Below are 14,166 nucleotides of genomic sequence, written 5' to 3'. Positions count from 1 at the left end.
GGGTTCATACATATCGCGGGCGCATTCATGTCATTGACAGAGTACGGGAATGGCCAGGAAACCGACCAGCGCCAACTTACGCGATATCGAAATCGCACTATATATAGGCGCGCCGCAAACAGATGATGGCCAGCTGACGTGGTCTTTGCGAAAAGACGCTCAAGCCCTGTTGGAGCAAGGTGTCATGATCCGGCGCCCGGGCACCTACAACAAGGCCGTGACCCAAATTCTTGGAAAACAGGCAGAGGGCTCAATCTCTGACGAGGACCGGGATAATTTGCTTGCCAGCATCGTTAAGGAACGACCGGTATCACGCCTCATTTTGGCGAATTCGAATTATTTAGGCGTCCCCGCATGGATGCTGAATGGTGGCCGCCTTTATAAGAACGCCGGTAGAAACACCGCCGAATTGAAAAGCCTGTTTCCAGACAACAAATGCGTGTTTTTTCTGGCGTTGCGAAACCCGGCCACATTGATCCCGGCGGTTTTTGAGGCACAATCCCAGAAATCCTGGGATGCTTTCCTGTCTGGTTCAAACCTGCTTTCCCTGCGTTGGTCAGATGTCATCTCGGACATTCGAACCCACAACCCTGATTGCGAGGTTGTGGTCTGGTGCAATGAAGATACGCCGGTTATCTGGCCAAATGTGCTGGGCAAAGTGTCAGGCCTTGGGTCTTCATTCCGGTTCAAGGGAGAACTTGACATCATTCGCAGAGCCATGTCCGAGATTGGTTTCAAGCGACTGGAAAGCTATCTGGCGCAGCGCCCCGAGCTTTCGGATATGCAGCGGGCCCAGGTCCGTTCACTCTTCCTGCATTACTTCCACTCTGAGGAAGTGGTCGAAGAAGAAATCGATTTGCCGCAATGGTCACAGGAAACCGTTGACGAGATTTCCGAAAGCTATGCGGAAGACATTGACATGATCAAGGAAATCCCAGGCGTGACGCTGTTGTCATGAAGCAGATCTTCGGCGGTCAGAGAGATTGACGCCAGTTTAGATAGCCCCGCCGCATTTCATAGAGACAGTTGTGCAGCGCCGGTATGACGCCCACTCTTCAATCCTACGATCCCTGCACCCCCGCAGCAAAAGTCATAATTGTTGAGCCCGTGGAACAAAGCTTTTGTGACATCAGAGAAGCCGACACGGACGACGTAAACCGGCTTGCAAAGGCGCGCTTGCAGATGAACAATCTGATGTCCTCGGTCAACCGCCTTGATTTAGCGCCAGAATTCTCTTCTATCAATTGGACACCTGCTGGACGCGACAGCAACGACACAGAGTTTGGGCCGCATGCAAGCGCTATATGATAAATACCCGGAACTGAGGACGGTCGAAAGGCACGGGCGGCATCGTCTCGGCGTTCGCAAGGCCGTCCTGCGACATGCGCCAAAACATTCAATAGGGGCTGAAATCGGTGTGTTCACCGGCCTGTTCGCGGATGTGCTTGCAGAGGAAATCCCTTCCGAATGCATCTACCTCGTCGATCCATGGGCGAAGCTGCATGGGTCTCATTTTCCCAATTGGGGGAGTTACACCGCACAGATATCTTTGAGCACCCAAGCCGCAAAGGAAGCGGCAGTCTGGCGCGCCGAGACTGCCGACTCGCGATGCATCGTGATTGAAGACTTTGGCGCCCACTGGCTGCAAACGCATGAAAAACCATTTTTGGGCTGGGCCTATCTGGACGCCAATCATAGCTTTCAGGCCGTCATCGAGGACCTGCGTGAAATCGAACGATGCTTATTGCCCAACGGCACGATCATGGGGGACGATATGTGGCTGAGCGATGAAGGAGAAATCTCGGAGGTCTATCTTGCGGTACGCGAGTTTTGCAAATCGGCAAATTTCGATCTCGTTCATGCCGACCAACACGGGCAATGGGCGGTCAGGCGAACGGACTACATAGATCAGCTGTCGTCACCGCAGAGGCGGGAATACACAAATGCCCCTCCGTCCTCTCAACAACCCAATGACAAGGAATAACAAACGACTTCTGGACTCATGATCCGATTGAACCCGATTATTTTCCAATGAAAGACGCTGACATCGCATTCGTGCTAACGTGAAAGCGAGCCTTCCGGGCGTTCTACGTTCCAATTAGCCATCAACAACCAACTCCCATGAATCACTGCGAAAACACTACAGTCCGATTTTTTTGCATCAGGCCGCTTTCGCTTGTCGCCGCGCTTTGTACAAAGGATCGGAAAAGGGAGGGCGAGTGGCACGATGGCTAGGTCAATTCTGCACATTGGCGCACACCGAACGGGCACAACTTCGCTCCAGAGGTTTCTGCACGAGAACGCCGGCACCCTGAACTCAAATGAGATCGAATTTCTGTGCCCGCCCGAAAGCCGAACAAACTCCATTCCACAGGCCGTCGCCCTGACGTTGGAACGGCGATCCCCCTCGCCCACAGGGAAACTCGTCATCAGCGAAGAAAACCTGTTGGGCACGATGGAACACAACATTCAGACAGGCACGCTCTATCCAAATGCAAAAAGTAATCTGGAAAGGTTAAGCACGATCTTCCAACCGGATGTTGTCATGTTGTCCATCAGGGAACTGGGTGACTTTTGGACCTCGGCCATCCTGTTTTCACTTTCAAGAAGCGACATGCCGTTCCCGAGTAAAACGAAACTTGGCGCCCTTTGTCAGGCGTCGCGAACATGGACGGATGTTATTGACGATATCGCGCCGGTTTTTCCAAAGGCCAAACTTGTCGTGAGAGAATTCGACCACCTGAAGGATAATCCCAAAAGGTTTCTGAAAATCGCATCCGGTTGGCCGGATTGGAATGAAACCAAGCTGAACCGACGCCCCCAGAATATGCGCCCTGCTGAAGATGAAATCGTGTCGGTCTTATTGGAAAGACGCGATTTTGACGCTTTATCGCGGTTGGGCGATACATGGGACACCCAGATTTTCTCCGCTGAGCAAAGAGATATGATGTATGCCAGCTATCAATCCGACCTGGAAAAATTATGGGCAAAACTCGGATCGGCACTTCTGGAAACCCGGGAGAACCCCATCCGTCAGCGTTCCGTTGAAGCAACATGGTCATCCTCGCACGCCCCTAAAACCGCAGATCAAACGGTTTTCTTGCATATAGGGAAAACCGGGGGAACCTTCTTGAAATCGCTCGCCGCGGCAGCATCGGATGCGCCTGAAAATCTAACACTGGGCAGTCACGGCGATACTTTGATCAGCACCATAAAAAAGTTCGGAAGAAAGAGAAAACTGGTGTTTTTCTTCCGTGATCCGCAAGACCGGTTCATATCTGGATTTAATGCCCGCCTTCGTCAGGGGCGCCCGACTTACGATGTGACTTGGACCACGGCAGAAGCCGTCGCGTTTTCTTTTTTCAAAACACCGGTTGCGCTTGCCGAAGCCCTCTATGCGAGCGACGAGCACCTGAAGTCCGCTGCCAGATTTGCCATGTCATCCATATTTCATCTCAAACACAATTATTCCCACTTTCTTCACTCTCCAGACGCCCTTCGATATGAACTGGAGGCGAACAACATCCTGATGTGTTGCGAGACCGAAAAGATAGACGCAAATCTCGACAAGATCATGAGCGCTTTGGGCCTCTCTTCCGCTTCCGGATCATTGGCAGACAGGAACCACGCCCCCAATCCAACCTGCAGCTTCAGTGAGCGCGCCAGTGAAAGTCTGAGGCGGTTCTGGGCCAACGAATTCGAAATTTTCGCCGCCTGCAAACTGGCTGCTCAACAAATGGGGCAGTCTTGATGCCACCGGACCGTCGTGAGCTGCACGTGCACCTCGGCATTGACAGCGTTGTCGAGGACCTTTTCGAAAACCTTTTCACACAGAATATACTGAACGCGCAAAACACTGATGTAAGATATGTCACAGCACAGATTTATCGCCGGGAACTGCGCGACGCAGTAGACAATGCCTCCATCCCGGTCACCCAATTTCCTAGACAGATGGCCGGCCACAATCTGTTGCTTTCAAGACCACGGATGATCTTTCCCGGTATTCCTTTGAATTGCATCGGCAAAGGTTTGCAACTGGCCTACAAGCTCAAACAACTTCAACACATCTTTGTTGAGCACAAAGTGTGTTTCCACCTGTTCCTGACAGATCACCTTTCTTACTTGTTTCACCATCAAAAATACGTTGCCTCAAATTCCGAACGCGCAATGTCCGCGACGTGGCGCCCACTGATAGATGTGGTCTTGTCGGGAGTCTTTGACGGCAATGAACTATACGTTTGGAATTCAGAGGAACTTACCCACTTCCTTCCTGACTTTTTACAAGACGTCCTCAATGTTTCGGAGAACGATTGTCTGAAGGTCCTGAACTCCCCGCCGGGTTTGCAATCCAATACCCCACCAGCAGAAGCGCTGGCAAAGTTCAGAGAACGGTTTGGCTTGGATCAAGATCACTTCGACTACGTCTATGAAGAGGAACTCAGGGAACTGGAAATTCTCTAATGTCTCCCGAAACGCGGCTTCTAAATCCAGCGTGCTCCAAACTTTGGTTTGGTCCCCTCGAAACCGCTGGCCTCTGTGCTGGACGTGCGAGTGCCAGTGGCCATAAGATTAGGCCGCTGTGACAGCAGTGTTGTACCTGCAATCTCGCTCGAACTGATTGGTAGATGGAACAGCTGAGACAGAAGACGAAACACCAAGGTGTTGACATTACGAGAACCAAGTGCGCGGCCATAGCGACGTCCCATCCTAATGTTTGTATATCGGCGGATTGGCAATCTGGGGGTAGGGTAAGATTTGATTACACCGTCCTTAACGACGCGAGTTTTAAAGGGGCTGATAATGTGCTCAATGCAGATTTTGAAGGAGCGTTTGTATCTACCGATGATGAACAGACAACGGTTCCCGCGTTGCTTGACCGCTTACTCGACCGAAACATCGAGCTCAAGAAATCGTTTCAGGACAAGTGGATGCAGAAGATGATTGTTCCCTCTGATCATCCCTACCTACACGTTACGGCAACCGACCCACCTGTTTATCGCGTGTTGAGCAAACGAGAAGGAACCGGATTAATGCTCAGCCATCTCGATGAAAAATCATTACATTCTGCGGCACAGAAGTAGCGAACCATAAACTATTGTAGTGGCTATAGAGGCGTTGTCAAAAATCTCCCCTGCAAAGTGCCTCGAGAGTGGGAAACCGACATCAATTATCCCGCAGCACCCGCACTTTGGGCCCGTTGTTGATGTCGGTAACGCGGACAATGTGAATTCACTGCGGTCGGGCCAACGTCGGCTTTTGGCCTGTTGGCTACAGTTCCAACATCAGAGGGCAGTGATCCGAGACCTCGGGGTTGTAGATTACATCGAAACTCGTCACCTCCTGCTCTCGATTGATGAGCATATAGTCGGCGTACCGCCCCGTTTTTTTGTAGTGGGAGTTTCGAGTGCCGTTGAAGCCTCGCCCGGTCACCAGCTCAGACATGCCAACTTGGGAAAGGATCGAGAGCGTTTGACTATCCGGCTCAACATTGAAGTCACCACAGATCACCTTCAGGTCATCCGGTTCGGACACCTGACGTGACAGATTCAGCAACTTTTGTGCCTGAGCCAAACGCTCTGGCGTGTCCATCTTGCCATTCAGATCCCGCAGTCCATGCATGTGGGTCACGCTCACGGGTCGGTTCGCGCTATAGTCAAAAACACGAAAGCCGTGAGCGCTGCGCGACCTTGGATGTTCTCCGTATCCGACCGGCGAGAAATCTTTGTGCACAAAAGCCTGGACCTGTCCGACAATGGGCAAAGAACGATGCACGAAAGTCGCGAGGCCCCATTGTGACGGGACGGATCGTGCCTCGTCCCATAAAACACCCTGCGCTGCCGGGCAAAAAACTGCTACGTGTTCTGGTAATGCACGCCGCACATCCCGAAAGAAGTTCGCCCTTTGCGGAAGTATGTGATTGCCGTCGCGATAGGTCAGCCAATCTTTCTCGGTCTCGGGGCTATTCACGACCTCCTGAAGGCACAGAATTTCGGGGGCCGTAATCTCAAGGTAAGGCAGAAGCTCTTCGTGCAGTTTGCCGCCCCAACCGTTCAAACACATGATCTTCATTACTCGCCCTCCTTTACGAAGCAGACTTACGCTACGACGAAGAAAAGAAGCAATTTGGACTCACAGCGGGCCTTGGTCAATTACGCCTGCTGCAAAAAAATCTAATTTGACCGGGCCAAACGCTTCTTAAGGTGAATGCGACGTTCTGCATCAAGTTTGGCCTGAGCGACTTTCGCAGTCAGGCCATTTCTGGAGGTGAGGCTTTGTCAGGTATTGTCCAATTGTCTGGCCGAACGGAGCAGTGCTTTGTCAATCTAAGCCGGAATGTAAAGTATCCGCCAATCAAGCTGAAACTCGACGCCCGAACCCAAGCAACTCAGAAGGCTAAAATTCCATCGAATGATAGTGGAAATAAAGGTGGATTGAAACTCAATCGAAATCCAATAAATTATTGATAAGTAATAGTGATATTGGAAAATCTGGTGCGGATGAGAAGACTCGAACTTCCACGGGTGTTACCCCACAGCGACCTCAACGCTGCGCGTCTACCATTCCGCCACATCCGCACGCTTTAGAAGGTGAGCAGTCTTTAGCCTGACAATGCCGCCTTGTGAAGAGCCATTCGCACGAAAACGCCCCGACGAAACATATTCATCGGGGCGACAAGAAATATTCAACAGCAACAAAGGTGCTTTAGGCCTATTCCGTAACGGAAAAGACCGGCATGACGCCCGCTTGCGCAGGTGGCTTGCCCGCCAATTGCAGCGAGGCTTTGCGCAAGATATCCGTCCGCTCAGGCTGACCCGGAACAAAAACAGCGTCGGCACCCGCATCCGTCGCTGCAAGTGCTGCTTCGTACCACGGTCCAGCTGCATTGACGTTTTTCTGTGTGCCAAAGCCAAGCGCCAGGTGATGGCCCATCAACTCGCCATAGACTGTCTCGCCCAGTGAATAGAGGATCAACGCCGATCCCAAAGCAACGGTCATATTGTCGGTGCGATAACCAACACCCATGCATATCTTGGCGGTACCCGCCAATTGCTGAGCCGACGTTCCTGACGTCAAGACAAAACCGGAAACCTCCTGGGAGACAACATCACGCGGTTTAAGCGCCAGACCTTCCACGTAGGGCTGGACAACCGGACCAAACCCTTCGCATTGCGTCGCAATTTGCTGCGGGGTCAGCCCGCCAACTTTGCTTATCAGTTCCTCACTATTTGCAATAGCGTAGGTGCGCGCAAGGCAGAACTGTTCATTCAATGCTGCTGTCGGGTCAGTCATGGAAGCCGCAGTTGTATACCCATTGGTACTGGTCAGTAGCGATACGGTATTACAATGCGACGCCAGGGACGCTTCGGGGGCACCTCCCTCAAAGAAGTTCGGAAGCGCCGTGCCCTGAGGTTCCTGAACGGCGGCTGTCACCGTTGGGGCCGCAACAACAGCCTGGGGTTGAGGTGCCACGACCTGAGGCTGGGGTGCTGCCACGACAACGGGTGCCTGAGGCGCCTGTTGGCCCGCCAATTCCGCGCGATAAGTTTTCAACAGACCGCGCGGGCCTTCTGGATTAGCCGCAATAAGCTGCGTGGTCTGATACCCACCAGCCTGTGCACGGTTATAAGAGGTGATCAGCAAATCCTGCTCGAACGCGCTGAGTTGCCCGGTTGCCGGGTACCCCATGTAGGCCTGATAGGAAGCGACGGCATTGCGTGACTGACGTCCCAGTTGGCCATCCACACGCCCCGCGTTGAACCCGAAGTAGTTCAGCGAAGACTGAATTTGACGACCCTCATGGGTCGACGGAATGCCCGACCTGTAAGTGCGCGTCTGCTTTCTTTTCTGGTTATTCTTGGTCACCGCATGACCCACGACACCGCCAATCAAAGCACCCGCGATGAAGTCACCTGCATCGGCGCCAACCCGCGCGGCAGGCATCATTGCCACGGATGCAGCCAATGCTGCGACGGTCAATCGTTTGGTAAACATGAAAAAATCTCCAATGAAATCAACATATGCGATGACGCTATCACAGGTTCCGATTCGACCGAAGCCCGAGTGCGCAAGCAATTGCCGGTTTTTCCCTTGTTTTTTAGCTGTGCAGGCCTGATTTTTGAAGCAGGAAATCGCACTGGAACCATCAATGTCGCAACCAACTGCTCAGAATGACACCATTCAGGTCGACATTGTGTCAGATGTCATGTGCCCGTGGTGCATTGTCGGATTCAGACAGCTCGAAAACGCGCTTGCAGCAATGGAACAGACTGCACGGGTTCGCTGGCATCCCTTTGAACTGAACCCCGATATGCCCGCTGGCGGTCAAAAACTATCTGACCATATGGCGGAGAAATACGGTGCAACGCCGCAACAAAGCCTTGAAAACAGAAACAGACTAAAGGATCTGGGCGCCGAACTTGGCATCCCATTCAACTTCACCGACGAAAGCCGCATCTTGAATACGTTTCTGGCGCATCAGTTGCTGGATTGGGCCGAAACTCATGGAATGCAGCATCCTTTGAAGATGGCATTGTTTTGCGCGTATTTCACCGACGGTCGGGATGTTTCGGACCCCGATACCCTCGCTCAGATTGCCCATTCAACCGGGTTGGATGCGGAAGCGGCAAAAGCAGTTCTGCAATCTGGCGAAAATGCAGAGGCCGTCCGTGCCAAACAGCATTTCTGGACATCGCGCGGCATATCTGGTGTCCCCTCCATGATCTTTGGGGGAAAATATCTGTTGACGGGTGCGCAGGGAGAAAACGCCTACAAAGACATATTGCGCAAAATGCTCAAAGACGCGAAAGCGGCCTGAGGATGTCAGGAGAGTTTGGAAGGGAAAGCCTGCAAAGTGATTGAATGGATCGTCTCAGAAGGGTTGACCGACTACCGGCAGGCTGAGGACTGGATGGAAACACGCGCCAACGCCATAGCCGCGGGTCGAGCATCAGAATGCATCTGGCTGGTAGAACACCCCCCTCTCTACACTGCCGGGACGAGCGCTAAAGAAAGAGATCTGGTCGATCCGGGCCGCTTCCCTGTCCACCGCACGCGCCGCGGCGGCCAGTATACCTATCACGGCCCGGGGCAGCGCGTGGTCTACGTTTTGTTGAACGTGGGGGAGCGGGGACGAGACGTGCGCCGGTTTGTGCAACAACTGGAAGCCTGGGTAATCGCCACGCTGGATCAGTTCAATGTCCGAGGGGAAATTCGTGAGGGCCGCGTCGGTGTGTGGGTGGAACGGCGCAATAAGCCTGCAATGCCGGACGGGCGCGCCGCAGAGGACAAGATCGCCGCCATAGGAATTCGACTGCGGAAATGGACCAGCTTTCATGGGCTTTCCATCAACGTCGAACCCGATCTGACGCATTTTGAGGGTATCGTTCCGTGTGGAATCAGTGACCACGGCGTGACAAGTCTGGTCGATTTAGGCCTGCCTGTCGGGTTCGCGGAAATCGACGTTGCCCTGCACCGGAGCTTCTCGGATGTATTTGGAGAAGCGCCAGCGCGCAGTGCTATTTCAGCAAAACATCAATTGGATGATATAACATCCTGATATTCCTGCACGAAGTTCTGAAAGTCTTCGGAACTTGCGGGCTTGCAAATGAAACGGTGCACATTTGGATCATTGACCGCCCGCTCATGATCCGTGCGCAGCGCTGAGGTCGACAACATGATGATTACGGTCTTTGCAGACCGGATGTGATCCGGCAATTGTGCGTATTGCTCCAGGAATTCGAACCCGCCCATCCGTGGCATGTTGATGTCCAGCAGGATAAGCTCGGGCAAGTCATCCCCCTTTGCAGCGACGTCATCCAGATACTCCAGCGCCGCGACACCATCTGTCGCCACGTCAATCTGCTCGACGAGGCCAGTACGTTTGATCATCCTGCCGTGCATCAGGTTGGTCACCTTGTCATCATCGACCAGGAGGACCCGTTTGAGTTTTTGCGTTTTTGTATTCATGCCGTTGCTGGTCTGTCTTTCAAGCAAATGGAAAAACAGCTTCCCTTTCCGAGCTCACTGGTGACGTTGATCTTGCCGCCAACGCGATCGAGCGTTCGGCGGATCGCGTATAATGAAACGCCCGATCCTTCGGGTTCGGTATGGGCGCGTTTGAACAACCCGAAGACCTTCGGCTCATCCTTTGGTAAGTCCAACCCGCTGCCATTGTCGACAACGGATATTTCTACGTGCCCCGGTTTCTTCCGAGATTTGATATTGATGCGTGGCCGCCTGCCAGGTTGCTGATACTTGATCGCGTTGCCAATCACCGACTGTAGCAGATGTTCCATTTCGCGGCGCAAGAACCACGCCGAATGCGCCTGAAAATCCGTAGACACGATCGCGCGTGCCTTGCTGGTCTGAAAATGCAGATTTACAAGAGCCGTCTCGGTAGCAGCATCGATATCGACATCCGTGAATTGCTCCAATGCGCCGGAATGGGCCTGTGCCACGCAAATCAGGGCGTCCAGCTTATCGCTGGCCTGATGGCAGACATCTTTCATCCATGCCAGAGTTTCCACATGTTCTGGCGGCAAGAGGTTTTCAGCGTCGCTGAGCATATGGGTCAGACTGCTGAGGTTATTGATGGGTCCCTTAAGGTCATGCGTCGCCACATAGGTCAGGTCTTTGAGGTCCTGATTGACTTCGTTCAGTTCAGCAGATCGCTGCGCCATGCAGGTGCCCAGCTCGGAATTCAACATCTCCAGATCTGCTGTCCGCGCTTTGACCCGTGCTTCGAGTTGCTGGTTGATCTCCAGCAAGGCAAACTCCGCCTGCTTTTGAGCGGTGACATCCAGCGCGATGCCCACATGGCGCACCATTGATCCGTCACTTGCAGTTTCAAATACCGAATCCACACTGCGCAACCAGCGCTCACTTCCGTCGCTGGCCATCACTCGATACTCGAAATTCGCAACAGCGCCGGGGGCAAGCTTGGCCAGGTCGGACAGATGCGCGTAGAGCTTTCCCAGATCTTCGGGATGGACCAGAACGGTGAAGAGGTTGTCTCCCATTTGAATTACTTCTTCAGGCGAGTACCCCAGAATCTCTCCAATAGAGCGGTTGGAATACTCGTTCGACATCGTTTCATGATTAAAAATGTAGATGACGCCCGGCATCAGGTCAGACATCTTGTTCCAAAACTCAATGCAACTTGAATCCACCAAAGGCGTATTATTATCAACAAGTTGATGCGAAGCCGTATGCATTTCGTCTTGTCTCCTCGCTGACGCGGTACTGGTCAGAGCCTTCCACCAGATCAGAGGATCGCGCAGGAAGTTTAATCAGCCGTAAACAACCGGAGACTCCAACGGCAACCACGTCGCTGACCTCTGCGACAATCCCGCCGACCGAAGGGGGCAAAAAATAACTTGTGCTGCGTCAATTACGATCATTGCCCCTTACGCCAACTCCCTCTAAAACCAACGAGACTCTGGTGCGGGGTCCGTGAACGGCTTTGCACTCACACTCTAAATCTATTCAGGAGGCAAGAGCATGGCAGACGCAGCCATCCACGGCCACGACCACCATGACGAACGCAGCTTCTTCCAACGCTGGTTCATGTCCACAAACCACAAAGACATCGGTATTCTCTACCTGATCGTGTCCGCCTTCGTTGGCTTCATCTCGGTGGCCTTCACCGTCTACATGCGGTTGGAACTGATGGACCCGGGTGTCCAGTACATGTGCATGGAAGGCGCGCGTTTCTTTGCCAGTGATGCGGCCTGTACCCCCAACGGTCATTTGTGGAACGTGCTGATCACCGGTCACGGCATCCTGATGATGTTCTTTGTTGTGATCCCGGCCCTTTTCGGCGGATTTGGCAATTATTTCATGCCCTTGCAAATCGGCGCGCCCGACATGGCGTTCCCCAGAATGAACAACCTCAGCTTCTGGCTCTATGTCGCGGGTACCACTCTCGCGGTCTGCTCTGTGCTCAGCCCCGGCGGCAATGATCAGGCAGGCTCCGGCGTCGGTTGGGTGCTCTACCCGCCGCTGTCCACGAACGAAGGCGGGTTCTCCATGGACCTCGCAATCTTCGCGGTTCACGTCTCCGGTGCCTCCTCGATCCTCGGTGCAATCAACATGATCACGACCTTCCTGAACATGCGTGCCCCGGGCATGACGCTCTTCAAGGTGCCGCTGTTCAGCTGGTCGATCTTTGTGACAAGCTGGCTGATTCTACTGTCCCTGCCTGTTCTGGCGGGCGCCATCACCATGCTGCTCATGGATCGCAACTTCGGCTTCACTTTCTTCGACCCTGCCGGCGGTGGTGATCCGGTGCTCTACCAGCACATTCTGTGGTTCTTCGGACACCCGGAGGTTTATATCATCATCCTACCCGGCTTTGGCATCATCTCCCATGTGATTGCGACCTTCGCGCGCAAACCGATCTTTGGCTACCTGCCGATGGTCTGGGCGATCATCGCCATCGGCGCGCTGGGTTTTGTCGTCTGGGCGCACCACATGTACACCGTCGGCATGTCCCTCAACCAGCAGGCCTACTTCATGCTGGCCACCATGGTCATCGCGGTGCCCACGGGCGTGAAGGTCTTTAGCTGGATCGCCACCATGTGGGGCGGATCGGTGGAATTCAAAACGCCGATGCTCTGGGCGCAGGGGTTCCTGTTTCTCTTCACCGTAGGTGGTGTGACGGGCATCGTGCTCAGCCAAGCCGCTGTGGACCGCTACTACCACGACACCTATTACGTTGTGGCGCACTTCCACTATGTGATGTCGCTGGGCGCTGTTTTCGCCATCTTCGCAGGTATCTATTTCTACCTGCCCAAGATGTCAGGCCGGATGTACCCCGAATGGGCCGGCAAACTGCACTTCTGGACCATGTTCATCGGCGCAAACCTGACCTTCTTCCCGCAGCACTTCCTGGGCCGTCAGGGTATGCCACGTCGCTACATCGACTACCCGGAAGCTTTCGCCTACTGGAATGCCTGGTCATCCTGGGGCGCGTTCCTCAGCTTTGCATCGTTCCTCTTCTTTTTCGGTGTCATCGCCTGGACGCTGCGCTCTGGCAAGAAAGTGACCGAGAACAACCCCTGGAACGAATATGCGGACACGCTGGAATGGACGCTGCCCAGCCCGCCACCAGAGCACACGTTCGAAATCCTGCCAAAGCAGGAAGAGTGGGACAACAAGCACGCCCACTAAAGATCGCCAGAAATATAGAAAGGCCTCGGAGATTTCCGGGGCCTTTTTGTTTGAGTAGCGTGGATGAATATCGTCTGGTTGTGGCGAGTGATCCCAACCCAAACGTTCCTGACGGATTGTTTTCGGCTTCAGCTATTGCGGGTTTGTGACCACAGGACGGCTAGAAAAACGATGGCGCCACCGATGACCACCCGCAGCGTTGGGATCTCAACCAGAATGAACCACGCGAGGACCGGCGCCAGAGGCACCTCAAGGGCGGATAGCAGAGCCGTTTCCGCAGATGGCAGGCGGCGTGCGCCTTCTGAAAGGGTGACCGAGGCCACGGCAAAGACCAGACCAAAAAGGATCAGATGGGGCAGTTCCGCGGTTGGTACTTCAAACGGCTGACCAAAGACGATTGCTGCTGGCAGCAGGATCACGGAAGACAGGGCGGCGGGCAATGCAGCGGTTGTCTCCGGGTGAACGCGATACACCACCATGGTTCCGGCCATCATCAACGTCATGAAAAGCGCCAACCCATCGCCAAGCAACCGCGCGTTGCCCAATGAGCCCGAGACAATCACGAGGACGCCGAAGAAGGCGCACAGACTGGCCGTGACGACCTGTCGTGTAGGGGCTTCGCGAATGACCAACCACGAAAGCCCGGCGGCAAAAAAGGGGGCCGCCGCATAGATCAACGCCACGTTTGCCACGCTGCTGAGCTTGAAGGCGGGTATAAATGCCGCAGTACCTGCCGCCATCAGGACCGTCACCAGCAGCGCCGGCCTTCCAAATGCGCCGAACTCACTGCCCAACCTTCCCCGTGCCCCGATGTAGAAAAGCGTGAAGACAGCCGCCGCAATGCCACGCCAAAATATGATGTCCCAGGCTTGCGTATCGACGGCATTGGTGAAAATTCCCGCAGAACTGAATACAAATGCCGATGCAACCACGAGAAACACCCCGGTTGTTCGTGTGGTAGCTGTCAGTCTGATCATCGGAGCGCTCCTCGGCATT

At 53.9% G+C, this 14,166-nt stretch carries 13 protein-coding genes and 1 tRNA gene; 8 read left to right on the top strand and 6 right to left on the bottom strand.

Annotated elements, in window-relative coordinates; all coding sequences use genetic code 11:
- Positions 1–49: 49 nt before the first annotated feature.
- The 5 genes from ACOTTU_RS16705 (at position 50) to ACOTTU_RS16685 (ending at position 5,081) form a co-directional block, all read left to right on the top strand.
- Entirely contained in the window at positions 50–958 is a 909-nt protein-coding gene (locus ACOTTU_RS16705) for a hypothetical protein (protein ID WP_425659699.1), read from the top strand.
- Positions 959–1,291: 333 nt separating this feature from the next.
- Entirely contained in the window at positions 1,292–1,984 is a 693-nt protein-coding gene (locus tag ACOTTU_RS16700; RefSeq protein WP_425659697.1) for a class I SAM-dependent methyltransferase, read from the top strand.
- Positions 1,985–2,227: 243 nt separating this feature from the next.
- A complete protein-coding gene (locus ACOTTU_RS16695; protein WP_425659696.1) occupies positions 2,228–3,751 on the top strand; it encodes a hypothetical protein in 1,524 nt (507 codons plus the stop codon).
- Positions 3,751–4,461 carry a hypothetical protein gene (locus tag ACOTTU_RS16690; RefSeq protein WP_425659694.1) on the top strand — a complete coding sequence of 237 codons (711 nt, stop codon included), beginning with the start codon at positions 3,751–3,753 and terminating at the stop codon, positions 4,459–4,461. The genes ACOTTU_RS16695 and ACOTTU_RS16690 overlap by 1 nt, the downstream gene beginning before the upstream one ends.
- 341 nt (positions 4,462–4,802) lie before the next feature.
- Positions 4,803–5,081, top strand: a complete 279-nt coding sequence (locus ACOTTU_RS16685) for a hypothetical protein (protein WP_425659692.1) — start codon at positions 4,803–4,805, stop codon at positions 5,079–5,081.
- Between the two features lie 187 nt (positions 5,082–5,268).
- Here the strand turns inward: ACOTTU_RS16685 and ACOTTU_RS16680 are convergent, their stop codons facing one another.
- The 3 genes from ACOTTU_RS16680 to ACOTTU_RS16670 all read right to left on the bottom strand — a co-directional run bounded on the left by ACOTTU_RS16680 (position 5,269) and on the right by ACOTTU_RS16670 (position 7,992).
- Positions 5,269–6,069 carry an endonuclease/exonuclease/phosphatase family protein gene (locus tag ACOTTU_RS16680; RefSeq protein ID WP_425659690.1) on the bottom strand — a complete coding sequence of 267 codons (801 nt, stop codon included), beginning with the start codon at positions 6,067–6,069 and terminating at the stop codon, positions 5,269–5,271.
- A gap of 420 nt (positions 6,070–6,489) precedes the next feature.
- Positions 6,490–6,575, bottom strand: a tRNA-Leu gene (locus ACOTTU_RS16675).
- Positions 6,576–6,708: 133 nt separating this feature from the next.
- Positions 6,709–7,992, bottom strand: coding sequence for a peptidoglycan-binding domain-containing protein (locus ACOTTU_RS16670; protein ID WP_298921262.1), 1,284 nt, complete (start codon positions 7,990–7,992; stop codon positions 6,709–6,711).
- Between the two features lie 154 nt (positions 7,993–8,146).
- Between ACOTTU_RS16670 and ACOTTU_RS16665 the strand changes: the two genes are divergently transcribed.
- Positions 8,147–8,815: a DsbA family oxidoreductase gene (locus ACOTTU_RS16665; protein ID WP_425659688.1), complete on the top strand. Its 669-nt coding sequence runs from the start codon at positions 8,147–8,149 to the stop codon at positions 8,813–8,815.
- A gap of 15 nt (positions 8,816–8,830) precedes the next feature.
- Positions 8,831–9,556 (top strand): lipoyl(octanoyl) transferase LipB, encoded by a 726-nt coding sequence (lipB, locus tag ACOTTU_RS16660; RefSeq protein WP_425659686.1) that lies wholly within the window; start codon positions 8,831–8,833, stop codon positions 9,554–9,556.
- Here the strand turns inward: lipB and ACOTTU_RS16655 are convergent.
- Both ACOTTU_RS16655 and ACOTTU_RS16650 read right to left on the bottom strand, forming a co-directional pair.
- Positions 9,532–9,966, bottom strand: coding sequence for a response regulator (locus ACOTTU_RS16655; RefSeq protein WP_298921256.1), 435 nt, complete (start codon positions 9,964–9,966; stop codon positions 9,532–9,534). The genes lipB and ACOTTU_RS16655 overlap by 25 nt on opposite strands.
- A complete protein-coding gene (locus tag ACOTTU_RS16650) occupies positions 9,963–11,135 on the bottom strand; it encodes a PAS domain-containing sensor histidine kinase (protein ID WP_425659684.1) in 1,173 nt (390 codons plus the stop codon). Before ACOTTU_RS16650 ends, ACOTTU_RS16655 begins: the two co-directional genes overlap by 4 nt.
- Before the next feature lie 364 nt (positions 11,136–11,499).
- Between ACOTTU_RS16650 and ctaD the strand changes: the two genes are divergently transcribed.
- Positions 11,500–13,170, top strand: coding sequence for a cytochrome c oxidase subunit I (gene ctaD / locus ACOTTU_RS16645; RefSeq protein ID WP_298921252.1), 1,671 nt, complete (start codon positions 11,500–11,502; stop codon positions 13,168–13,170).
- 128 nt (positions 13,171–13,298) lie between these two features.
- On the opposite strand, the gene ACOTTU_RS16640 is transcribed toward ctaD, so the two are convergent.
- Entirely contained in the window at positions 13,299–14,147 is an 849-nt protein-coding gene (locus ACOTTU_RS16640) for a DMT family transporter (protein ID WP_425659682.1), read from the bottom strand.
- Positions 14,148–14,166: the final 19 nt, after the last annotated feature.

The sequence above is a fragment of the Roseobacter sp. EG26 genome, from assembly GCF_049830555.1.
Taxonomy (GTDB): domain Bacteria; phylum Pseudomonadota; class Alphaproteobacteria; order Rhodobacterales; family Rhodobacteraceae; genus Roseobacter.
Note: the sequence above shows the minus strand (reverse complement) of the source record. Positions and strands in the feature narration are given on the sequence as shown.